At 70.4% G+C, this 22,026-nt stretch carries 17 protein-coding genes; 11 read left to right on the top strand and 6 right to left on the bottom strand.

Annotated elements, in window-relative coordinates:
• The first annotated feature begins 38 nt into the window (after positions 1-38).
• The 3 genes from IE88_RS0105590 (at position 39) to IE88_RS0105580 (ending at position 4,193) form a co-directional block, all read left to right on the top strand.
• The gene (locus IE88_RS0105590; protein ID WP_031551381.1) at positions 39-1,100 is read left to right on the top strand and encodes an NAD(P)-dependent alcohol dehydrogenase; all 1,062 of its coding nucleotides are present in this window, start codon (positions 39-41) and stop codon (positions 1,098-1,100) included.
• Positions 1,101-1,220: 120 nt separating this feature from the next.
• Entirely contained in the window at positions 1,221-3,428 is a 2,208-nt protein-coding gene (locus tag IE88_RS0105585; protein WP_031551378.1) for a sodium-translocating pyrophosphatase, read from the top strand.
• Positions 3,429-3,494: 66 nt separating this feature from the next.
• Positions 3,495-4,193, top strand: coding sequence for an HAD family hydrolase (locus IE88_RS0105580; RefSeq protein WP_031551375.1), 699 nt, complete (start codon positions 3,495-3,497; stop codon positions 4,191-4,193).
• Positions 4,194-4,527: 334 nt separating this feature from the next.
• Here IE88_RS0105580 and IE88_RS0105575 read toward each other — a convergent pair whose 3' ends face one another.
• Together IE88_RS0105575 and IE88_RS0105570 are read right to left on the bottom strand one after the other, a co-directional pair.
• Positions 4,528-4,956: an MmcB family DNA repair protein gene (locus IE88_RS0105575; RefSeq protein ID WP_238319264.1), complete on the bottom strand. Its 429-nt coding sequence runs from the start codon at positions 4,954-4,956 to the stop codon at positions 4,528-4,530.
• 118 nt (positions 4,957-5,074) lie between these two features.
• Positions 5,075-5,395 carry a 2Fe-2S iron-sulfur cluster-binding protein gene (locus IE88_RS0105570; RefSeq protein ID WP_031551370.1) on the bottom strand — a complete coding sequence of 107 codons (321 nt, stop codon included), beginning with the start codon at positions 5,393-5,395 and terminating at the stop codon, positions 5,075-5,077.
• A 97-nt stretch (positions 5,396-5,492) separates the two neighbouring features.
• On the opposite strand from IE88_RS0105570, the gene tsaE reads away from it, so the two are divergent.
• The 6 genes from tsaE (at position 5,493) to trxA (ending at position 14,616) form a co-directional block, all read left to right on the top strand.
• Entirely contained in the window at positions 5,493-5,909 is a 417-nt protein-coding gene (tsaE, locus tag IE88_RS0105565; RefSeq protein ID WP_031551367.1) for a tRNA (adenosine(37)-N6)-threonylcarbamoyltransferase complex ATPase subunit type 1 TsaE, read from the top strand.
• A gap of 1 nt (position 5,910) precedes the next feature.
• Positions 5,911-6,978 (top strand): aminoglycoside phosphotransferase family protein, encoded by a 1,068-nt coding sequence (locus IE88_RS0105560; RefSeq protein WP_031551364.1) that lies wholly within the window; start codon positions 5,911-5,913, stop codon positions 6,976-6,978.
• On the top strand, positions 6,971-7,669 hold the full coding sequence (locus tag IE88_RS0105555) for a nucleotidyltransferase family protein (RefSeq protein ID WP_031551361.1): 699 nt from the start codon (positions 6,971-6,973) through the stop codon (positions 7,667-7,669). The genes IE88_RS0105560 and IE88_RS0105555 overlap by 8 nt, the downstream gene beginning before the upstream one ends.
• Positions 7,666-10,698 carry a double-strand break repair protein AddB gene (addB, locus tag IE88_RS0105550; protein WP_051881546.1) on the top strand — a complete coding sequence of 1,011 codons (3,033 nt, stop codon included), beginning with the start codon at positions 7,666-7,668 and terminating at the stop codon, positions 10,696-10,698. Before IE88_RS0105555 ends, addB begins: the two co-directional genes overlap by 4 nt.
• Complete coding sequence (gene addA / locus IE88_RS0105545) at positions 10,691-14,206, top strand: double-strand break repair helicase AddA (protein WP_031551352.1); 3,516 nt, start codon at positions 10,691-10,693, stop codon at positions 14,204-14,206. The genes addB and addA overlap by 8 nt, the downstream gene beginning before the upstream one ends.
• An 80-nt stretch (positions 14,207-14,286) precedes the next feature.
• Positions 14,287-14,616, top strand: a complete 330-nt coding sequence (gene trxA, locus IE88_RS0105540) for a thioredoxin (RefSeq protein ID WP_031551349.1) — start codon at positions 14,287-14,289, stop codon at positions 14,614-14,616.
• Between the two features lie 82 nt (positions 14,617-14,698).
• On the opposite strand, the gene IE88_RS17155 is transcribed toward trxA, so the two are convergent.
• From IE88_RS17155 to hemC, 4 genes are all read right to left on the bottom strand, one after another.
• Positions 14,699-16,213 (bottom strand): heme biosynthesis protein HemY, encoded by a 1,515-nt coding sequence (locus tag IE88_RS17155; protein ID WP_031551346.1) that lies wholly within the window; start codon positions 16,211-16,213, stop codon positions 14,699-14,701.
• 40 nt (positions 16,214-16,253) lie between these two features.
• Entirely contained in the window at positions 16,254-18,143 is a 1,890-nt protein-coding gene (locus IE88_RS0105530; RefSeq protein ID WP_031551343.1) for a COG4223 family protein, read from the bottom strand.
• Between the two features lie 93 nt (positions 18,144-18,236).
• Positions 18,237-18,935: a uroporphyrinogen-III synthase gene (locus tag IE88_RS16340; protein ID WP_036766632.1), complete on the bottom strand. Its 699-nt coding sequence runs from the start codon at positions 18,933-18,935 to the stop codon at positions 18,237-18,239.
• A complete protein-coding gene (gene hemC / locus IE88_RS0105520; protein WP_031551337.1) occupies positions 18,932-19,906 on the bottom strand; it encodes a hydroxymethylbilane synthase in 975 nt (324 codons plus the stop codon). Before hemC ends, IE88_RS16340 begins: the two co-directional genes overlap by 4 nt.
• A 24-nt stretch (positions 19,907-19,930) precedes the next feature.
• Between hemC and tsaD the strand changes: the two genes are divergently transcribed.
• Positions 19,931-21,001, top strand: a complete 1,071-nt coding sequence (gene tsaD, locus IE88_RS0105515; RefSeq protein ID WP_031551335.1) for a tRNA (adenosine(37)-N6)-threonylcarbamoyltransferase complex transferase subunit TsaD — start codon at positions 19,931-19,933, stop codon at positions 20,999-21,001.
• A 10-nt stretch (positions 21,002-21,011) separates the two neighbouring features.
• Positions 21,012-22,025: an NAD(P)H-dependent glycerol-3-phosphate dehydrogenase gene (locus IE88_RS0105510; protein WP_031551332.1), complete on the top strand. Its 1,014-nt coding sequence runs from the start codon at positions 21,012-21,014 to the stop codon at positions 22,023-22,025.
• The last annotated feature ends 1 nt before the right edge of the window (position 22,026 follow it).

The raw sequence follows: 22,026 nt of genomic DNA, 5'->3' as shown, positions 1-22,026 counted from the left end.
CCCCTATCTGAGCGACTCCGCCTGACAGGAGCTTCGAGATGACCGTCCGCGCCTATGCCGCTCAATCGCCCGACGACGCGCTATCCCCGTTCGGGATCGAACGCCGCGAGGTCGGCGCCCGCGATGTCGCGATCGAGATCGATTATTGCGGCATCTGCCACTCCGACATCCATTTCGCCCGCAATGACTGGGGCAATGCCGCCTATCCGGCCGTGCCGGGCCATGAAATCGTCGGCCGGGTGACGAAGGTCGGCGCCGAGGTCGAAGGTTTCGCGCCCGGCGATCTCGTCGGGGTCGGCTGCCTCGTCCAGTCCTGCAGGCACTGCTCGGCCTGCGAGGATCACGAGGAGCAATATTGCGAGCAGGGGCCGGTCATGACCTATGGCTCGACCGATCCCGTGCTCGGCGGGCCGACCTTTGGCGGCTATGCCGAATCGATCGTGGTGCGCGAGGACTTCGTGCTGCGGGTGCCCGGCAATCTCGACCCCAAGGGCGTCGCGCCGCTTCTTTGCGCGGGCATCACCACTTTCTCGCCGCTGCGCCACTGGAAGGTGGGGCCGGGGGACAAGGTCGGCGTGATCGGCCTTGGCGGGCTCGGCCATATGGGCGTCAAATTCGCAGCGGCCATGGGCGCGCATGTGGTCATGATCACGACCAGCCCCGAAAAGGCCGAGGACGCCGAACGGCTGGGCGCCCACGAGGTGCTGGTCTCGAAGGACAGGGCCCAAATGAAGGCGCACCGCAATTCCTTCGACTTCCTCCTCAACACCGTGCCCGTCGGCCATGACCTCAACGGCTATCTCTCACTGCTGCGCCGCAACGGCACCATGGTCATCGTCGGCGCCATCGAGCCTTTCGACGGCGTGCATTCGGGCGGCCTCGTCGCGGGACGCAAGCGGATCGCGGGCTCGCTGATCGGCGGCCTCAAGGAGACGCAGGAAATGCTCGATTTCTGCGGCGAGCACGGCATCGTCTCGGATGTCGAGATGACCAGCATGCAGGACGTCAACGCCGCCTGGGACCGGGTCGTCGCGGGCGATGTGCACTACCGCTTCGTCATCGACATGGCCTCCCTTCGGGAAGGACAGGGCCAGGCATAGGCCAGACCAGGCTCTTGCTGTACTGGCGAACCCTACAGCAAGAGCCGGTTGCTTTCCTTCCCGCAGCTTGCGAGCGTTCTTCCACAAGAAAGGCGCGCGAAGCGCCGTGGGAGGGGTAGGATGACGATTTCACTGGTGCTGGTCGTTCTGGCCGGCTTGGCCGCCGTCGCTTACGGCATCGCCACATCGCGGCAGGTGATGGCGATGTCGCCGGGCAATGCCCGCATGCAGGAGGTGGCGGGCGCCATTCAGGAAGGCGCCCGGGCCTATCTCGCCCGGCAATACACGACCATCACCATAGTCGGCATCCTCGTCCTCGTCCTTCTTCTCTTCTTCTTCGGCTTCGACTGGATCCCGGCGACGGGATTCGCGGTCGGCGCCATCCTTTCGGGCATTGCGGGCTATGTCGGGATGCTGGTGTCGGTCCGGGCGAATGTGCGCACCACCGAGGCGTCGCGCCACGGCCTGCAAAAAGGGCTCAGCGTCGCCTTCAAGTCCGGGGCGGTGACCGGCATGCTCGTGGCGGGGCTCGCGCTTCTGGGGCTCTCGATCTTCTTTCTCGTCCTGACGGCCGGCATCGACCTCGAGCCCGGCGACCGGCGCGTGATCAACGGCCTGATCGCCCTGTCGCTCGGCGCGTCCTTGATCTCGGTCTTCGCGCGCCTGGGCGGCGGCATCTTCACCAAGGGCGCCGATGTCGGCGGCGACCTCGTCGGCAAGGTCGAGGCCGGCATCCCAGAAGACGACCCGCGCAACGCAGCCACCATCGCGGACAATGTGGGCGACAATGTCGGCGATTGCGCGGGCATGGCGGCGGATCTCTTCGAGACCTATGTCGTCACCATCGCGGCGACCATGGTGCTGGCCTCGATCCTCTTCGCCGATCTGGTCCTTCTCACGGGCACGGGCGAGATCTCGCAGTTCACCGCCGTGCAGCGCTTCATGCTCTACCCGCTGGCCATCGGCGCGATCTGCATCCTGTGCTCGATCGCGGGAACCTTCTTCGTGAAGCTCTCCAAGGGCTCCAGCAACGTGATGGGCGCGCTCTACAAGGGGCTGCTCGCGACCGGCATCCTGTCGATCGCGGGGCTCGCGCTGGTCACGGCGCTGATCGTGCCCTTCGGCGAGGAGTACTCGGTCGGCGCCGCGGACGGTTCTGGCATCCGGATCTTCACAGGGCTGTCCTTGTTCCTGTGCGGCCTTGCCGGGCTCGCCGTGACCGGCCTCATCGTCTGGGTGACGGAATACTATACCGGCACGGGCTTCCGCCCGGTGCGCTCGGTCGCCGCGTCCTCGGAATCAGGACACGGCACCAATGTCATCCAGGGCCTCGCCGTCTCGATGGAGGCGACGGCGCTGCCCGCCGTCATCATCATGGTCGGGATCGTGACGACCTTCTCGCTGGCGGGCCTCTACGGGATCGCCGTGGCGGTGACGACCATGCTGGCGCTGGCGGGCATGATCGTCGCGCTCGACGCCTTCGGCCCCGTCACCGACAATGCCGGCGGCATCGCCGAGATGGCGGAACTCGACGCCAGCGTGCGGGAGACGACGGATGCGCTGGACGCGGTGGGCAACACCACGAAGGCCGTCACCAAGGGCTATGCCATCGGATCGGCAGGCCTCGGCGCGCTCGTCCTCTTCGCGGCCTATGCGGAGGATCTGCGCTATTTCGCGGCGCATCCCGAACTCTATCCCTTCTTCGAGGGGATCGTGCCGGACTATTCGCTGATCAACCCTTACGTCATCGTCGGGCTGTTCGCGGGCGGGCTCCTGCCCTTCCTCTTCGGCTCCATGGCGATGCAGGCGGTGGGGCGCGCGGCGGGCCGCATCGTCGAGGAGGTGCGGCGCCAGTTCCGCGAAAACCCGGGCATCATGGACCGCACGGTCAAGCCCGACTATGCGCGCGCCGTCAGCATCCTGACGGGGGCCGCGATCAAGGAGATGATCGTCCCCTCGCTCCTGCCGATCCTCGGGCCGCTCGTCCTCTACCTGCTCGTGGGCATGGTGGCGGGCACCGCGGCCGCGCTTTCGGCGGTGGGCGCCATGCTGCTCGGCGTCATCGTCACCGGCCTCTTCCTCGCCCTGTCCATGACCGCCGGCGGCGGTGCCTGGGACAATGCCAAGAAATATATCGAGGACGGCCATCACGGCGGGAAGGGGTCCGAGGCCCACAAGGCCGCCGTTACCGGCGATACGGTGGGCGACCCTTACAAGGACACGGCCGGACCGGCCGTAAACCCGATGATCAAGATCACCAATATCGTCGCGCTCCTCCTCCTGGCCTATCTCGCCAGCCTCGAAGCGGCGCCGGTCATCGGCATGTGATGGGGCAGGGGCGCCCGCCGCGCGCTTTCGGGTTTGACCCGGAGCGGCAGGCGGTTAGGGCGCCCCATGCCTTTTCCCCATGCCGCCATCCTCTTCGACTGCGACGGCGTGCTCGTCGATTCCGAGATCGTCGGGCTCGAGGACGCCGCCGCCTTCCTCTCGGATAACGGGTTCGACTGGACCACCGAAGACTTCATCCGCCACTTCGCGGGCATGCGCCATGACGCCTTCGCGCATGGCCTGCGCGAGGCGCAGGCGCGGGTCCTCGGCCGCCCCCCGCGCGAGGAGGAGGTCGAGGCCCTGATCGAAGGCGTCATCGCCGCCCGCCGCGCCCAGCGCCACACCATGAAGCTGGTGCCCGGCGCGGAGGCCATGGTCGCGGCCGCGGCGCGGGTCACGCATGCCAGCCTCGCCGTGGCCTCTTCCTCGGGCCAGCCCTTCCTCGACGACAAGGTCGAGCGCTACGGCCTGAAATCCTATTTCGGCGAACATGTCTATTCGGCCGACCGCGTCGCGCACGGCAAGCCCGAGCCCGACATCTTCCTCTATGCGGCTGAGCAGCTCGGCGTATCGCCGAAGCGGTGCCTCGTCATCGAGGACAGCGCGCATGGCGTCCGTGCAGGGGTCGCGGCGGGCATGACCGTCTGGGGCTTCACCGGCGGCGGGCACTGCCTTTCGGACCATGGCGCCCGACTCGAAGCGGAGGGCGCGCACAGGATCGTGGGCGATCACGAGACGCTGCGCAGCCTGTTAGCCGAAAGTTAACCTTACCGGCCATGCACTTTTATGGTGCATGAAACGGAAAAATTTGCTATGCACAGATTGTGCTGCGGTACTGCCCAACCTAGCCGCGGCATGATTTGGGGGGAGTGTACCTGCCCACATTCCCGTCACCGGAGATGCCCGTCTCCGAGTTGGCGGCACCCGCAAAGGTCCCCTTAGGGGGAGAGAGTAGAGACCTCGCGCTCCAGTCTTCGCAGACGAGCGCAGCGGGTGCCGCCGACCTCCCATCTACGCGGCTTTGGGTAAGATGCAACATACTTCGTTATAATGTCGCGCTGCGCCGCGAGCCTTTCGGTATCAAGGACTTGCAGGTGCTTCAGAAGGCCGCGGCGGCGGATGCGGCCTGCCGCGCGAAGCGCAGGGTGACGGCCTTGCGGCGGGCGCCTGCCAGCTTGTCCTCGGCCGCCTCGCGCAGGATCGCGCCGCCGAAGGCATCGGCCACGATCAGCCCTTCCTCCTCGGGGATCATCTCGAAGGGAAAGACCTCCGACACGCCGAAGAAGAAGCGGTCGCAATAGTCCTTGTATTCGGGCCATTTCGTGTCCACCGCCAGGTCCTCGCGGCAGGACTTGATCTCCACGATGGTCAGCATGCCCTTGGGGCAGAGGCCGGCCAGATCGGCCCTGCGCCCGTTCGGCAGCTTGAATTCGGCCAGGACCGCAAGGCCCATGTCCTGCATCATCCGGGCGATCCCCCGGGTGAGGGCGAGGGTGACGTCGGGGCGCGGCGTGGTGGCGGCGGGCACGATCGGCTCGGCCGCAACCGCTTCGTGTGCGTTGCAAAGAGAGTCTTCAAGCATCGAATCATCGAATGCCGGAACGTCGAGAGAAGTCAAGCGCCCGGTCCCGGCGGGGCGCCTCGCCTCAGCCCTGGAATTCGGGCAGGCGGACGATCAGCCCGTCGAGCGCCGCGGACAGCTTGATCTGGCAGGACAGGCGCGAATTCTCCTCGCGCTCGGAGGCGAAGTCGAGCATGGACTCCTCCATCGGGCCCGCCTCGCCGGTCTTTCCGCGGAAGGCCTCGTCGACATAGACATGGCAGGTCGCGCAGGCGCAGGCGCCGCCGCAATCGGCGTCGATGCCGGGCACGTTGTTCTTCACCGCGGTCTCCATGACCGTCAGCCCCTCTTCGCCATCGACCTCGTGGGTCGTTCCGTCGTGCTCGATGTAAGTGACCTTGACCATGCCGCGTCCCGTCTGAGGTGGAGGCGCCGCTTACAATGCTCTTTCCTTCGGGCCAAGGCGCTGGCCGCGCCGAGCGCCGCGGACTATGCCGGGCGGCATGGAGCAGACGACCGTCACCCGATCCGAAGCCGAGACCGAGGCGCTCGGCGCGAGCTTGTGGAAAACTCTTCGCGCCGGCGCTTGCATCGCGCTCGATGCGCCGCTCGGCACCGGGAAGACCGCATTCGCGCGGGGATTGATCCGCGCGGGCTGCGGCGCCGAGGAGGTTCCGAGCCCGAGCTTCGCCATCGTCCAGCCCTATGAGGGAACGCCGCCTCTTTACCATCTCGACCTCTACCGCCTTAATGATCCTTCCGAGCTCGAGGAGCTGGGACTGGACGACATGCTGGATACGGGCGTCGTGCTGATCGAATGGCCTGAAAAGGCCGAAGGCTGGCTTCCGGCCGATCGCCTGCGCGTCACCGGACGGATGCTGCCGGACGGCGCGCGGGAATGGCGGTTTCGCAGAGGGTAGGATGGCGAGCGGGACGAGGGCCGCAGAGCGCGAGGCGTTCCTGAAGAGCACGGACTGGAGAGGGGCGCGTCTCGCGCCGCTGCCGGCCGACGCCTCCACGCGCAGCTATGTCCGCCTTCATGGCGGGCCGTCGCCGGCGCTCCTGATGGATGCGCCGCCCGCCGCCGAAGGGGCGGCCTGTCCGCCAGAGGCGAGCCCGCAGGAGCGCGAGGCGCTCGGCTACAATGCGCAGGCGCGGCTTGCGGGGCCGAGCCTCCATGCCTTCGCCGAACTGGCTTCGTGGTTGCGGGCGCGGGGGGTGCGGGCGCCCCGGATCCACGCCGCCGACGAAAAGGCGGGCTTCGCCGTGATCGAGGATCTCGGCGACGACCTCCTCGCGCGCAAGGCCGCCGATCCCGCGGCCGAGCGAGTCCATTACGGCCGCGCCCTCGAAGTGCTCCACCGCCTGCGCGAGGCGGGGGCCGTGGCCGGACAGGCCGGCGCATGGCCGCTCCAGACCTATGACGACACGGCCCTCATGGCCGAACTCCGCCTGCTGACGGAATGGTATTTCCCCTTCGCGGGCATCGCTGCGCCGGAGGGGGCCGAGGCGGCCTTCGAGGCCGCATGGCGCGAGGTGCTGGCAGGGCTCGGCCCGCGCGATACGCTCGTCCTGCGCGATTTCCACGCCGAGAACATCCTGGTGCTGGAGGGCGAAGGCGCCGACGGCGTCGGGGTCATCGATTTCCAGGACGCGCTGGTCGGCCATGCCGCCTACGACCTCGCCAGCCTGATCGAGGATGCGCGGCGGGACATCGCGGCCCCGACCGCGCAAGCGCTCTATGACGACTACGTCTCCGCCCTGCCTGACCCGTCCTCCTTCGAGCGGGACTATGCGATCCTCGCGGCGCAGCGGAACACCAAGATCCTCGGCATCTTCGCGCGGCTCGTGAACCGCGACGGCAAAGAGAAATACCGCGCGCTGATGCCGCGCGTGCGCGGGCACCTCGCCCGTGATCTCGAACGCGCGCCGCTGAAGCCGGTGCGGGACTGGACCGAGCGTTACCTGCCGGAGGTCCTTCATGGCTGAGATCGACACCGCCATGGTCCTCGCCGCCGGGCTCGGCACCCGCATCCGCGCGATCGCGGCGGGCAAGCCCAAGCCGCTGGTCGAAGTCGGCGGCCGCGCCTTGATCGACTATGCGCTGGACGAAGTCGCGCGCGGCGGGGCCGGGCGGGCCGTGGTCAATGTCCATTACGAGGCGGACCAGATCGAGGCGCATCTGAAGGACCGCGCCGCCCCCGCCATCACCATTTCGGACGAGCGCGATGCGCGGCTCGAAACGGGCGGCGGGCTGATGCGGGCGACGCCGCTTCTGGGCGAGGGGCCGGTCTTCTGCACCAATACCGATGCCATCCTCGAAGGCGGCGCGGCGCGGCTTGCCGAAGGCTGGCGCGATGCCGAGATGGACGCGCTCCTCCTGCTCGTTCCGCAGGAGCGCACGAGCGGCTATGCGGGGAGCGGGGATTTCTGCCTCGGGGCCGATGGGCGGGTCTCCTGGAACGGCGAGAGCGAGAAGCTGGTCTTCACCGGCCTCCAGGTGATCCATCCGCGCCTCTGGGCCGGGGAGGAGCCGCGCGCCTGCTCGACCCGCGAGTTCTGGGACCGCGCGATGCGCCAGGGCCGCCTGTTCGGCCTTCTCCATGACGGCTTCTGGATGCATGTCGGCGATCCCGAAGGACACGCGGCCGCGGAGGCGCGGCTTGGGAGGGGGCGGTGACCGCTCCGCTCTCCGACCTCTTCTGCGATGGTCCCGCCCTCTACACGATCCCGGCCGGGCGGCCCTTCCTCGCCGATCTCGCCCGCCCGCTGATCGAGGCGTATAGGGACGACCCCCTCGGGCTGGCCGATGTCACGATCTACCTGCCCAACAGGCGGGCGACGCGGGCGCTGGCGAGCCAGTTCCTGGAGCTTGGCTCCGAAGCGGTCCTCCTTCCCCGCCTCCGCGCGCTCGGCGATGTCGACGAGGAAGACCTCTCGATCCAGGACGCGCCGCTATCGGCCGAGGAGGCGCTGCTGCCTGCGGCGGAAGGGGTGGAGCGCCGCCTCGTCCTCGCCCGCCTCCTGCGCGCCGCGAAGGAGGCGCAGGGCGGGGCCGTGCCGTCCTGGCCCGCAGCGCTCGCAGGGGCGGACGAACTCGCCCGCCTGCTTGACGATTTCCACACTGAGGATGTGCCCTTCTCGCGCCTCGGCGCCCTCGTCACCGACGATGCCGTGCCCCAGGGCGCCATGCACTGGCAGCGCTCTCTCGACTTCCTGCGCGTCGTCACGGAAGCCTGGCCCGGCTGGCTCGCCGAGCAGGGCCGGATGGAGGGGGCGGCGCGGCGGCGGGCGCTGGTCGACGCCCTGACGAAAAGCGTCGGCGCCCATCCGCCGCGCGGACCGGTCATCGTCGCGGGGTCGCTCGGCACCATCCCCGCCACGGCGCGGTTCATGGCGCAGGTGGCGAGCCTGCCGCAGGGCCTCGTCGTCCTGCCGGGCCTCGACCGGGAGCTCGACGAGCGCGCCTGGGCGCAGATCGAGCCGCCGCACCCGCAGGCGCTGTTCAAGGCTCTCCTGAATAACAGCTTCGACGGCCTGGAGCGCGGCGCGGTCGAAGCCTGGCCCGGCAGTCCGGCCCGTCCCGAAGAGGCGAGCCGCAGAGCCTTCCTGTCGCTGATCCTGCGGCCGGCCGAGGCGACCGATGACTGGTTCGGCCGCATGCGGCAGTTCCGCGAGCATGACGATCTCGGCCGCGCCACTTCCGGCCTGCGCACCGCCGTCGCGCGGAACGAAGACGAGGAGGCGAGCTTCATCAGCCTCCTCCTGCGCGAGACCCTAGCCGAGGAAGGGAAGACCGCGATCCTCGTCACCCCCGACCGGACGCTGGCCCGCCGCGTGCGGATGAAGCTCGGGGCCTGGGGCGTGCGGGTGGACGATTCTGGCGGCACCCCGCTCGGCGCGACCTATCGGGGCACCTTCCTGCGCGCGGTCGCCCACTGGCTCTGCGATGTCAGCCATCCCGTGCATCTTTGCGCCGTTCTGAAGCACCAGCTCTGCGGCATGGGCCGCGGCAAGGCCGAGTTCGCCGCCATGCTGCGGGATCTCGACCGGGCGCTGCGCGGCCTGCGGCCGGGGCCCGGCTGGGACGGCCTGCGCGCGGCCTTGACCGCCCGCTGGGCGCGCCAGGTCGGCAGCGAGGACCGGCTGGACGCCGTCCTCGCGCTGATCGCCGATCTCGAAGCGGCCACCGCGCCTTTCGAGCAGGCGGCGAGCGGAGAGGCTCTGGTCCGGGCATTGGTCGAGGTCGCCACCCGGCTCGCCGCCACGCCCGAACAGGAGGGCGAGGAGCGGCTGTGGCGCTTCGAGGACGGCGAGGCGCTGAGCCTGCATCTCTCGCAGCTTCTCGCGGCCGGCCCCCTGCTGCCGGACATCTCCCGCCGCGGCTTCGGCGGTTTCGTCGACACGGCGCTCAGCGGTCCCGTCGTGCGGCCCCGCGGCGGCACCCATCCGCGCATCGCGATCCTCGGCCTCCTCGAAGCGCGCCTTCAGCATGCGGACAGGATCATCCTCGGCGGCCTCAACGAAGGGGTCTGGCCCGACGATGCGCGCTCCGACCCCTTCTTGTCCCGGCCCATGCGCGAGGCGCTCGGCCTGCCGAGCCCCGAGATGATCATCGGACGCTCCGCGCACGATTTCAGCCAGCTCGCCGCCGCGCCCGAGGTTTTCCTCACCCGGGCCGAGCGGGCGGGGCGGGGGCCTGCCAAGCCCTCGCGCTGGATGGTCCGCTTCGAGAGCTTCCTCAAGCATACGGGCGAAGAGGTCTCGAGCGCGCCGCGCCTCCGCACGCTGATCGCCCGCCGCCATGGCTGGGACAAGGCCGAGCCGGCGCCGCGGGTCGAGCCCCGCCCGCCCGCCGCCGCCCGCCCGCGCAGGCTGTCGATCAGCGACATCACCACGCTGCTGCGCGATCCCTATGCGATCTACGCCTCCAAGGTGCTGCGCCTGCGCGCTCTCGATCCGCTGGACCGGCCGGTCGATGGCGGCGCCAGGGGCACCTTCTATCACGGCCTGTTCGAGGATTATGTGCGCGCGCATCCCGAACGACGGGGGAGCGATGTGCCGGCCATCCTTCAGGAGCTGGCGGGCGACGCCTTCGACCGGCAGGCCCTGCCGCCGCACCTTCGGACCCTGTGGCGCTCGCAGATGGCGCTCGCCTTCGAAAGCTTCGCCCTGCTCGAGGATACGGTGCGGGCGGACCATGCGCCCGCCGGGATCGAGGTCAGCGGCGAGTGGCGCTTCGAGGTCGGCGGCGAGGAATTCATCCTGCATGGCCGCGCCGACCGGATCGATCGGCGGGCGGAGGACGGCGCGGCGCTGATCCTCGACTACAAGACCGGCACGCAGGTGCCCACGGTCGCTCAGGCCAAGACCTTCAACCCGCAGCTCAGCCTGACCGCGCTCATGCTGCGCGAGGGGGCCTTCGCGGATCTCGGGCCGATGGAGACCTATCGGGTCGCCTATCTCGAAAGCCTGCCCAAGGAGCGGCAGACGGAGGTCTTCAAGAAGAACCGGTCCCTCGCCGACGACGAGCTGCGCGAGGAACTCGCGCTCGTCGAGGAGCGGCTGAGGGACCTCCTTTGCGTCTTCTGCGACGAGGCGACGCCCTATCTCTGCCAGCCCCGGCCCTTCATGGAGAACTCTTACGGTCAGTACGACCATCTCGCCCGCCGGGGCGAATGGGGCGCTGCGGGAGGAGAAGATGGCTGACGGCACCTTCACCGTGCTCGAGGACACGACCGCCCGCCAGCGCGCCGTCGCGGACCCGGCCGCCTCGGCCTGGGTCTCGGCCAATGCGGGCTCGGGCAAGACTCACGTCCTGATCCAGCGGGTGACCCGCCTCCTCCTGCCGCGCGAGCGCGAGGACGGCAGCTGGAGCGACGGCACGCCGCCCTCCAAGATCCTCTGCATCACCTACACCAAGGCGGCCGCCGCCGAGATGGCGAGCCGTCTCTTCGGGACCCTCGGCGCCTGGGCGCTGATGGAAGACGATGCGCTGCGCGAGCAGATCCGGAACATGACGGGCGAGGCGCCGCCCGACGAGGTCCTGCCGCGCGCCCGCCGCCTCTTCGCACGCGCGCTCGAGACGCCCGGCGGCCTCAAGATCCAGACGATCCACTCCTTCTGCGAATCCGTTCTCGGACGGTTTCCGGTCGAGGCCGGGGTCGTGCCGGGCTTCAAGGTCATGGAGGAGGCGGAGTCCGAAGCGCTGCTGCGCGAGCTGGTCGATGGGCTGGCGGAGACGGCGCTCCGCGAGGAGCCGGAGCTGCTGGAAGATTTCGACCTCCTCGGGCGGCACTATCGCGAAGACGCGCTGCGCGGCCTCCTGCGCGAGCTGTCCGGGCGGATGCGCGAGATCCGCGCTGCGGCGGGCGGCGACGAGGGAGGGTTCTGCAGCGCCTATTTCGCCGAGCATGGCCTGGCGCCGGGCGCGAGCGAGGACGATTTGGTCCGCGCTGCGGCGGGACGCCTCGACAGGCTCCTCCTGCGGGAGATCGCGACGCTGTTCGGGCAGGGGGGCAAGAAGGACGAAGCGCTCGCCGAGGCTGCATCCTTGTTCTTCGAGGACGAACTCGCCGGAACGCGCGCGCTCGCCGGCATTCTCTGCAAGGTTGATGGCGGACCCACCCAATTCGTCGGCGGCAAGAAGGTCCTGCCGCTGATCGAGGACTGCGCCGACCGCATGCGGATGATGCAGACCGTGTTGGGCGAGGTGAAGCAGGCGCCGAGCATCATCGCCTTCTGCGAAGCGAACGCCGCGCTCCACCGCCTCGGCTTCGCCGTCGCCCGCGCCTATGACGCGCGCAAGGCCGCGCTCGGCGCGCTCGATTTCTCCGACCTCATCGACCGCACCGTCACCCTGTTCGAGGATACCTCGCAGGCCTGGGTGCTCTACAAGCTCGACCAGGGCCTCGACCACATCCTCCTCGACGAGGCGCAGGATACGGGCGCCCTGCAATGGGCCGTCTTCGAGAAGCTGGCCGACGAGTTCTTCGCCGGCGAAGGGGCGCGGCCCGAGGACGGGGAGGGCGGCCGCACCGTCTTCGTCGTGGGCGACAAGAAGCAGTCGATCTATTCCTTTCAGGGCGCGGACGCCAAGCTGTTCGACAAGAAGCTCGGCGAGCTGACCGAGCGGCTCGCTGTCGGCGGCTATCCCTTCCGGCCCGAGACGCTCTATCTCTCCTTCCGCTCCTCCGCCGCCGTTCTCGAAGCGGTCGACGCCATGTTCGAGGGGGAGGCGGCACGCGGCGTGCTGGGCAAGGGGCATCAGGCGCACAGGCCGGTCGATCCGGCGCGCCATGGCCGGGTCGAGCTCTGGCCCCTCGTCCCCAAACCTGAAAAGGCCGAGGACGAACCCTGGGACGCGCCGATCAATGCCCGCGGAGAGAGCGATCCCCGCCGCGTCCTGGCAACGGAGATCTGTGAGCGGATCAAGAGCTGGATCGGGCGAGAGCGGCTCGCGCAGAACGGGCGGCCCGTCCGCCCCGGCGACATCCTGATCCTCTGCCAGACCCGTGGCGCGCAGTTCCAGGAGGTGGTGCGCGAGCTTGCCCGGGCCGGCATTCCGACGGCGGGCGCCGACCGCGTGCGGCTGTCCGAGGATGTCGGCGTGCGCGACCTTCACGCCCTGCTGCGCTTCTGCGTGAACAGCGCGGATTGCCTGAGCCTCGCCGAGGTCCTGAGATCGCCCTTCTGGAGGCTGACGGATGACGAGCTCTTCGCGCTCGCCCATGGCCGCTCCGGCACGCTCTGGGCGCGGGTGAAGACGGAGGCGGAAAAGGACACCGTTCTCGGGCGGAAATGCCGCCTCGCCCGCGACGAGATCGAGGCGGCGCGCACCGAAGGCCTGCGCGGCGGCGCCTTCGCGCTCATGTCCTCCGTTCTCGAGAACGGCCATCCGACCGGCTGGCAGCGCCTGCGCATGCGCCTTGGCGGCACTTCGGACGAAGCGGTCGAGGAGGTGCTGGCCGAAGCGCTCGATTTCGAGGCGCGCGCGCCGCGCACCCTGCAGGGCTTCCTCGCCCATCTCGACGCCTTCGAACGGGACGTGAAGAAGGAGGCGGGAGAGGGCGGCGACACCGTTCGTGTGATGACGGTCCATGGCGCCAAGGGGCTGGAGGCGCCGATCGTCATCCTTGCCGATGCGGGCCATAGGACGCGCCGCCAGGACATGCTGGTGCCGCTCGGAGCCGGGGAAGGGGACAGCTTCGCCCCGACCCCCGGCCGCTATGCCTGCGTGCCAGGGGGCAAGTCGTCCGATACCCCCGTCAGCGCCGCCGCGCGCGCCTATGCCGAGCGCCTCGCCGCCGAGGAACGGCGGCGCCTCCTCTATGTCGCCGCGACGCGTGCGGAGGAACGCCTCTATGTCTGCGGCACGCAAGGGCAGTCGGGCGGCTTCGACAAGGAGCGCGAGGATCTGGACGGCGCCTGCTGGCACACGCTCGTCCAGCTCGGCTTCGAGCGCCTTTCCGGCACCGAAGAGGCGGAGGAGTTGTGGGGCGGCAAGGTGCTGCGCTTCGAGCATGGCAGCCGCGCTGCCGAGACGGCGGCGGCGCTGCGCGAGGACGCGGAAGAGGAGGCTTGTCCCGGGTGGCTCTTCGAGAAGGCTCCGAAGGAGGAGGCGGACGCCCTGCTGTTTCCTTCGGCGGGGCCGCCGGGGGCCGGTGACGAGGAGCGGATCGACGAGGGGCCGGCCTATGCGCCCGGGCAGAGGGGCGCGGCGGACCCCTATGCGCGCGGCTTCGCGATCCACGCCCTGCTAGAGCGCCTGCCGGACCTGCCGCGCGGCGAGCGCGAGGCGCGCGGCCGGGCGCTCCTCGCCCGTTTCGCCGCCGGTGCCGATGTGGAGACCCGCGGCGAGTGGCTGGCGGAGGCGCTGCGCGTTCTGGACGATGCCCGCTTCGGCACGGTCTTCGGGCCGGGCAGCCGGGCGGAGGTGCCGGTGCAGGGGCGCGTGGGCGGGCGCGCCTTCAGCGGCCAGATCGACCGGCTTCTCGTGACGGATGAGGAGATCCTGATCGTCGACTTCAAGTCGAACAGGCCGCCGCCGGCGGAGCCGGAAGGCGTGCCGCGCAGCTATCTCTACCAGATGGCCGCCTATGAAGCGCTCATCCGCCGCGTCTATCCCGGGCGCGATGTCCGTTCCGCGCTCCTTTGGACCTATGCCCCGCGCCTCATGCCGCTGCCGTCAGACCTGCTGGAGGGGGCGTTAGGATAACGGGGGCGGGCGCCGTCTTGCGCTCTTCGCACGCCGCCTTAAGTCCCCTGACAATGGCAGATGTGGCGAAGGAGGCCGCGATGGCGATCAAGACCGTGACCGATGACAGCTTCTCCTCGGACGTGCTCGGCGCGTCGGGATTGGTGCTGGTGGATTTCTGGGCGACGTGGTGCGGGCCCTGCAAGCAGATCGCGCCTGCGCTCGAGGACATCGCCGGCGACATGTCGGGGCAGATCGAGGTCGCCAAGGTCGATATCGACGAGAACCCCAATACGCCCGGCCAGTACGGCGTGCGCGGCGTGCCGACCCTGATGATCTTCAAGGACGGCGAGCCGATCGCGACCAAGGTCGGCGCCGCGCCGAAGAGCCAGCTCGAAAGCTGGGTCAAGGAGACCGTCGCGAACGCGTAAGCCTCTCGCGCCGTCCGAAAGAAAAGGCCCCGCCGAGGCGGGGCCTTTTTTCGTCTGCGCGCCGGATGCCGCGGCCAGGACCTCAGCGCCGCGCCTCCGCCCTGTCGCCTGCGGCCTCCGCCGACGCTTCCCCGGGCTCGTCGGCCATGTCTGCCGGCGCGGGCTCGACCACGATATCGGTCGCCGCCGGCGCGGGAGGCTGCGCGCCTTCTTCGGCGCTGAACTCGTCTTCCTCGGCCCGGCCGCGCCCTTGCGGCGCGGGCGGCGCGCTGAGGCGCAGAAGCTCGTCCTCGGTGAGGCCCATCGAGACGGCTTCGAGCGGCGGCGGGGCGAGGCGGCCATGTTCGCCATATTCCTCGATCAGGCGCCGCCATCCTTCGGTGGTGAGGGAGAAGGTGCCGTCCTGCCCGGGCAGCGGCTCGCGCGGCGCGGCGGCGGCGCGTTCGCGCCACGGCCTGCCGGCCCCCTCGCCATGCTGGCCCTCCATCAGATCGGCCATGGCGATGAAGGTGCGCGGACCGGGCTGCGTCTTCAGAAGCGGCTCGAGAAGCGCCTTCGCCTCGGAATATTCGCCGAGCGCGATGTGCTGCTGCGCGAGGAGGAGGCGGCTTTCCTCGTGCTCGGGGTTCTGAGCCGCGAGCTTGCGCAGCCGGGCGACGCGCCGGCTCTTCTTCGCATCGCCGAGAAGGTCTTCCATCGTGCGCGCGATCGCGGGATGAGGCGTCTTCGCCCAGGCCGCGTCGAGAATCTTGTTGGCCTTCGAAGTCTTGCCCGCTGAGGCATCGAGGCGGGCGGCGAGAACGGCGGCGGGCACGAAGCCCGGGCTCCGCTTGAGCGCCGCCTCGGCGTCCTTGCGGGCCGTTTCCTGATCGCCGCTGTCATGGGCCGCATAGCCCTGTGCGGTCAGAAGGGCGGCCTCTTTTCGCTTCGTCGCCTCGTCCTCCTGGATGCCCTGCTTATGGGCGAGGCGGAGCGCTTCGCGCGCATCGCCCCAGGCGCCCCGCTCGACGCTGAGCGCGTAGACGCTGTCGAAGGCCCAGGGCGCGCCCGGGCGCAGGCGGAAGGCCCTGTCGGCATAGGCCTTGGCCTCATCCTTGTCCCCGCGCGCCATGGCCTGGAGATAAAGCCCCCGCAGGCCCAGAAACTCGGTCTCAGGCGCCTCCAGCATGGCGGCATAGGCGTCCCGCGCGGTCGAATCATCGCCCGCGAGATGCGCCGCCTGCGCCGTCAGGAGCCGGGTCAAGGCAGGCTGTTGCAGGTGGCGCGTCGCGAGCTTCGCATTGCGCTGGGCGTCGTCCGCATCGCCCGCGGCGACCGCTTCCAGGCCGCGGGTCAACGCCGTCATGCCCCGCTCCTGCTGCCGGTCGTCCCGCCGCCGGCGCACGCGGGCGGGAAGGCCCGACAGCCACGCGATGATCGACGTGCCGAAGATCAGCAGGACGCCGGCCACGAGGGCGACGCCGATAAAGGCGGCCGTCGGCCCCACCACCGACTGGTCGCCGATGCGCACCTCGGTCAGGCCCTCGATATCGGCGAGCCAGATCGTTAGTGCGGTGACGGCCAGGACCGCCAGAAGGTAGACGAAGATGCGGATCATGGGATCAGTCCGAAATGCCGCAGCGGAAGGGCGCCGTCACTCATCCGGCCTCGACCAGAACGGCCTGCTCGAGCGCGTCGAGACGCTCGCGCACGCGGGCCTTGGCATCGGCATCCTGGATCCAGGGCTGGAACGCTTCGGCAGCCGCGCCTTCGAGCGCGCGGAGTTCGCGAACGGCAGCGCCAAGATCGCCCTGCTCCAGCGCGACTTCGGCGCGGGAGATGATGGCCGACGGCGTATCGCCCTCGACATCGCCGAGTTCGCGCACGGTGAAGAGGCCGGTCAGATTGGCCCAGAGGCGCTCGAAGGGACCCTCGGCGCTTTCGCGCCGGGCACGGGCCAGGGCCTCGCGCGCCGCCTCCCGGAACCGCTCGCGCAGCTCGGCATCGGTCGGCAGGCCCGTTCCGGCATAGCGCCGGGCGAAGTTCAAGGAGCGGGCATTGGGCGCCAGGCGCTCGACATCGGCCAGCTGGCGCTCGAAGGGACGGCCCTGTTCGAGTTCGGTGCCGAGGCTCGACAGGGCGAGGATCAGCACGCCCTGCTGCGTCGCCGTCACGTCGCGGTTCTGGAGCACTTCGAGACGGTCCTGAAGCTGCGCGATGCGCTGGCTCGACCGCTGTTCCTGCTCGGTCATGGCGGAGCGCAGCGCCTGCACCTCGCGCTCGGTCTGCGCGATGACGGTCTGGATGCGTTCATCCGTCTCCGCCAGCACTTCCTCGCGCACATCGGCGCGAACGGCGTTCAGGCGCTCGTCGAGATTGGGATCCGCCCGCACCACCGCCGGACGCGGCTGGATCGGGGAGGGGCCTTGGCCGGTTTCGGCCTCGCCGGCATCCTCGTCCTCGGCCTCATCGGCCGGAGAGAGCGAGGTCACGCGGCCCGTCGGCCGGGTCACGAAGGGCGTGCTCTGGCTGTCCTGTTCGGGGCGGCTCGCGGGGGTCGAGGGGCGGGCGAGTTCGGCGGGTGCCTGAGCCTCGTCCTCGGCCCCTGCCTGTTGCGCTTCCGCCTGCGGGGTTTCGGCTTGTCGTGCTTCTTGCCGGCTGGCTTCTGCGGCGCGGCGCGCCTCGGCCTCCCGCTCGGCGCGCAGAAGCGCGGCGCGGCGGCGCGCGGCCTCCTGCATCCGGCTCTCCTGCGCGTTCCCGGCGGCGGGAGCCTCGGCCTGCGCGGAAGCGGCGGGTTCGCCGTCCTGGCCCTGCGCTGCAGGCTCTTCTTCGTCCGTGGCCTGCTGCTCGGCACGCCGCTCGGCGGCGCGGGCGCGCAGGGCGCTGATGGCGCGTGTCCGTTCCTCGTCCTGAACGGCATCCTGCCCGCCGGTCACCGGAGCGGCCGTGATCGGTTCATCGTCGCCATCGGTCGCTTCCATCCGCGCAGCGGCCGCCGCAGCGGCGGCGATGGCGGCGCGCTGGGAGGGACGGAGCGCTTCATTGCCCGCCGCATCGGCCTCGACCGCGGCCTCGCGGGTGCCGGGCGCGGCGACGGCGACGATCGGGCCCTCGGCCGGATCGTCGAGTTCATTGCCGGGGAAGGGCGCGGTGTCCTCCGCATCGGTCACGACGATCCCGTCGCGCCCTGCGAGGTCCGCATCGTCGCCGTCGAAGGCGCCGAGGAAGAAGGCGATCAGCGCGATCACCGCCAGCGCGACGACGAGGATGATCAGCCAGGTCGCGCCGCCGCCTTTCTTCTTGTGGGGGCGCCCCGCAGTGCCTGTTCGGTCCGTCGTGCCGGACGCCGCCGCATCCGCCGTGCCGAGCGTCTCGCCGCTCTGCACGCGGTCCTGGTCCACGATCTCGGCATCGACCGTCTCGGGAGCGTCCTTGTCCGTGCCAGCCGGCTCCGAGACCGTCACCTTCTCCGCTTCGGGACGGGTCGTATCCGCCTCGGATTTGTTCTTGGGGTCGTTGGAAGGTGTCTTCGGCGTCTCGTCAGCCATGATGCCTCGCCTTGGGTCCGCGTGATCGGGCGCTCCGCTGCGGAGCAAGCCTCATGCAAAAGGGGATCGGCCCTCGCCGTCACCCCTCCCGGCTTATGTGCGGCGGGCCGAAAGGATGTCAACGAAACCGCTGAGGTCGCGCCGGTCCGAGACGATCACGTCCGCGAAGGGAATGTCGACCGCCTCGGCCACGGCCGGACTGAGAGCGGCGCAGCGCGTGTTCCGCAGTTCGTCCTGAAGACCTGCCTCGCGCACGAGGCGGCAGAAGAGCCTCGCCGAGCGCGGCGAGAAGAGAAGGACGAAGGACAGCCCGGCGCAGATCGCGCCGCGGGCCTCCGGCGGAAGCGCCGTCTCGGCCACGGCCTCGTAAAGGGCGATGGCCTGGACGGGCAGCCCTTCGCGGCTCAATCTTCCGGTCAGATCGCCGGCCAGCGCCGTGCCGCCGACATGGAGGACCCGGCCCGGCCGCTCCTTCGCGATCAGCGCGGCGAGCGTTTCGACGTCTCCTTCGGCCACGCCCGCTACGGGCAGGCCGGCCTCGCGCGCGGCCTCGGCGGAGGCGGGGCCGACGACATAGCAGGGCCGGACGGAGCCGCCAGCGGCCCGCCATGCCCGCACGCCATTGGCGGAGGTGAAGGCGAGGGCGTCGCAGTCCGGGGCGTCTTGCAGCGCATGGGGCCGAAGCGCGATCCGCATCAGCGGCGCGACGATCGGGTTGAAGCCATGCGCCTGGACTTCGGCGGCGGTGCGGTCCGCATCCGGCTGCGGCCGGGTGATGAGGACGGTGCTCATCGCGCCAGCATGGCCCTCAGCGCAGGTCCTGCCTCTTCGGCCAGCTCCGCGCCCATCTCCGCCCCCGCGGCAAGCGCGTCGAGAAGGCAGGCCTCGTGATCGCGCCCGGCAATGGCGATCTCGCGCTCGCGCCGAAGCGAACGTGTCCCGTCGAGGGTCAGGATCTGCGCCTCGAAGCGCAGCACGCCCTTCTTCTGGATCGCCAGCCCCGCCATCGGCGTGCGGCAGGACCCGTCGAGCGCCGCGACGAAGGCCCGCTCGGCCGCCGTCGCGAGCTCTGTCGGAATGTCGTTGATCCGCGCGCAGGCGGCCATCGCCGCCTCGTCCTCTCTCCGGGCCTGAACGCAGAGCGTGCCCTGGCCGAGCGCCGGCAGCATGACGTCCGGGTCGAGCACGCGGCGCTTCACGTCATCGCGGTGCAGGCGTTGAAGGCCCGCCTCGGCGAGGAAGGTGCCCTCGGCGGCGCCGTCTTCGAGCTTGCGCAGGCGGGTCTGGACATTGCCGCGCATCTCCACGACCCGGAGGTCGGGGCGGCGGCGCAGGAGCTGCGCGGCGCGCCGCACCGAGCTCGTGCCGACAGGGGCGCCTTCTGGCAGGCCGTCGAGGCTGCGCCCGTCCGTGGTGACGAAGGCGTCGCGGGGATCGTCGCGCGGCGGGGTCGCCGCCTGGACGAGGCCGTCTGGCATCTCGGCGGGCATGTCCTTCATCGAATGGACGGCGATATCCGCCTCGCCCGTCAGGAGCGCCATCTCGATCTCCTTGACGAACAATCCCTTGCCGCCGATCTCGGCGAGGCTGCCGGTCTGCTTGCGGTCCCCCGTGGTCACGAAGGTCAGGAGAGGGAAGGCCGCCTCGGCTTCCGCTTCGGGAATGGCGTGGGCGGCGGCGAGACGGCGGCGCACGGCCTCGCCCTGCGCCACGGCGAGGGGCGAGCGGCGGGTCGCGATGCGTAAGAAAGGATGGCCCGGCATGATCGGGGTGCTAGGCGGGGCGGCATGAAGGCGCAAGAAATGCTCGTGCTCGGAATCGAGAGCAGCTGCGACGACACCGCGGCGGCCGTGCTGCGCGCGGGCGAGCGGCCGGAGGTGCTGTCCTCCGTCGTGGCGGGTCAGGACGAGGATCACGCGCCCTTCGGCGGGGTCGTGCCCGAGATCGCGGCGCGCGCCCATGCCGACCGGCTCGACGCCGTGATCGACCGCGCCATGGCCGAGGCGGGCGTCGCCTATGACGAACTCAGCCTCCTCGCCGCGACGGCAGGCCCCGGCCTCATCGGCGGCGTCATGTCCGGTCTGACCGTGGCCAAGGGCCTGTCTCTCAGCCTCGGCATTCCGCTCCAGCCGGTGAACCACCTCGCTGGCCATGCCCTGTCCGTCGCGCTCGAAGAGCCGGTCGACTTTCCCTTCCTCCTGCTCCTCGTCTCGGGCGGCCACACCCAGCTCGTCCTGGTCGAGGACGAAGCCACTTTCCAGCGACTGGGCACCACGATCGACGATGCGGCGGGAGAAGCCTTCGACAAGACGGCCAAGCTGATGGGCCTCGGCGCGGGCGGGCCTGCCGTCGAACGCGCGGCGCGCACCGGCGATGCCGCACGCTTCGCGATGCCCCGGCCGCTGATCGGGCGGAAGGGCTGCGACTTCTCCTTTTCGGGGCTCAAGACCGCCGTGCGGCAGGCCGCCGAGGAGGCCGCGCCCCTGTCCGAAGGCGACAGGGCGGATCTCGCCGCCTCCTTCCAGGCGGCGGCCGTCGATCACCTCGCCCGGCGCACCGCCGCCGCGATGACGGCGGTGGGCGGCCGGACGAACAGGCTCGTCGCCTCCGGCGGCGTCGCGGCGAACACGCTCCTGCGCGAATGCCTCGGCGCGCTGGCCGCAGAGGAGGGCTGGCGCCTCGTCGTGCCGCATCTTCGCTATTGCACCGACAATGCCGCCATGATCGCCTGGGCGGGCGCCTGCGCCTTCCGCGGCGGCGGCGAGGCAGAGCCGCTCGCCTTCTCGCCCCGCGCGCGCTGGCCGCTCGATGCGCGGACGGCCGGAATCGGCGGCGGCAAGAAAGGCCCCAAGGCCTGAGGAGTTCGAGATGAGCGTCGAGAGAGATCCCTTCGGCAGCGTCTATGTCGCCGGTGCCGGCTCGTGGGGAACGGCGCTCGCCGCGCTCTGCGCCCGCGCCGGGCGGAGAACCGTGCTCTGGTCGCGGGGCGAAGAGGTGGCCGAGGATGTGCGCCGGAACCGGGTGAACAGCGCCTATCTGCCGGAGATCGCGCTGCCGGACAGCCTCGAGGTCACGACCGACCGCGCCGCTGTGCGCGAGGCCGAGGGCGTGCTGCTCGTCGTCCCCGCCCAGGCCGCCCGCAGCGAACTCGAACGCCTGCGCGAGGCGTCGGGCGGCGCGGCCCTGCCCGTCGCCCTGTGCTGCAAGGGGATCGAGCGGGGCACGGGCCGCCTCATGCATCAGGTCCTGGCCGAGGCTTGGCCCGAAGCCCTGGGCGCGGTGCTCTCCGGGCCGAGCTTCGCGGCCGATGTGGCGCGCGGCCTTCCGACCGCCGTCACCCTCGCGGATAAGGACGAAAGCTGCGGCACGCGCTGGCTCGGCACGGTCAGGACCGAAAGCTTCAGGCCCTATTACTCCCCGGACGTGCTCGGCGCCGAGCTCGGCGGCGCGATCAAGAACGTCCTCGCCATCGCCTGCGGCGTGGTCGAAGGGCGGGGCCTCGGCGAAAGCGCCAAGGCGGCGCTGATGGCGCGCGGCTTCGCCGAGGCGCGGCGCTTCGCCCTCGGCATGGGCGCGCGGCCCGAGACGCTGGCGGGGCTGTCGGGTCTCGGCGACCTCATTCTGACCTGCTCCTCGCGCCAGTCGCGCAACATGTCGCTCGGCTACGAGATGGGGCAGGGGCGCAGCGCGGCGGACATCATCGCCGAGCGCCGGACGGTGAGCGAGGGCGCCGCGACCGCGCCCGTCCTTCTCGGCCTCGCCCGCGAACGCGATGTCGAGATGCCGATCACCGAGGCGGTGGCGGGCCTCGTCGCGGGCGACGTCTCGGTCGAGGCCGCCATCGCGGACCTGATGAGCCGCCCGCTGAGGATCGAGGGATGAG

Origin of the sequence: Parvularcula oceani, assembly GCF_000733125.1 — a bacterium.
Taxonomy (GTDB): Bacteria; Pseudomonadota; Alphaproteobacteria; order Caulobacterales; family Parvularculaceae; genus Parvularcula; species Parvularcula oceani.
The sequence above is the reverse complement of the archived record's forward strand: the minus strand, read 5'-3'. Positions and strand labels throughout refer to the sequence as shown.

Coding starts and splice junctions, on each gene's coding strand:
- IE88_RS0105590 (WP_031551381.1), top strand. CDS start 39: ATGACCGTCCGCGCCTATGCCGCTCAATCGCCCGACGACGCGCTATCC.
- IE88_RS0105585 (WP_031551378.1), top strand. CDS start 1,221: ATGACGATTTCACTGGTGCTGGTCGTTCTGGCCGGCTTGGCCGCCGTC.
- IE88_RS0105580 (WP_031551375.1), top strand. CDS start 3,495: ATGCCTTTTCCCCATGCCGCCATCCTCTTCGACTGCGACGGCGTGCTC.
- IE88_RS0105570 (WP_031551370.1), bottom strand. CDS start 5,395: ATGGTCAAGGTCACTTACATCGAGCACGACGGAACGACCCACGAGGTC.
- tsaE (WP_031551367.1), top strand. CDS start 5,493: ATGGAGCAGACGACCGTCACCCGATCCGAAGCCGAGACCGAGGCGCTC.
- IE88_RS0105560 (WP_031551364.1), top strand. CDS start 5,911: ATGGCGAGCGGGACGAGGGCCGCAGAGCGCGAGGCGTTCCTGAAGAGC.
- IE88_RS0105555 (WP_031551361.1), top strand. CDS start 6,971: ATGGCTGAGATCGACACCGCCATGGTCCTCGCCGCCGGGCTCGGCACC.
- addA (WP_031551352.1), top strand. CDS start 10,691: ATGGCTGACGGCACCTTCACCGTGCTCGAGGACACGACCGCCCGCCAG.
- trxA (WP_031551349.1), top strand. CDS start 14,287: ATGGCGATCAAGACCGTGACCGATGACAGCTTCTCCTCGGACGTGCTC.
- IE88_RS17155 (WP_031551346.1), bottom strand. CDS start 16,213: ATGATCCGCATCTTCGTCTACCTTCTGGCGGTCCTGGCCGTCACCGCA.
- IE88_RS0105530 (WP_031551343.1), bottom strand. CDS start 18,143: ATGGCTGACGAGACGCCGAAGACACCTTCCAACGACCCCAAGAACAAA.
- IE88_RS16340 (WP_036766632.1), bottom strand. CDS start 18,935: ATGAGCACCGTCCTCATCACCCGGCCGCAGCCGGATGCGGACCGCACC.
- hemC (WP_031551337.1), bottom strand. CDS start 19,906: ATGCCGGGCCATCCTTTCTTACGCATCGCGACCCGCCGCTCGCCCCTC.
- tsaD (WP_031551335.1), top strand. CDS start 19,931: ATGAAGGCGCAAGAAATGCTCGTGCTCGGAATCGAGAGCAGCTGCGAC.
- IE88_RS0105510 (WP_031551332.1), top strand. CDS start 21,012: ATGAGCGTCGAGAGAGATCCCTTCGGCAGCGTCTATGTCGCCGGTGCC.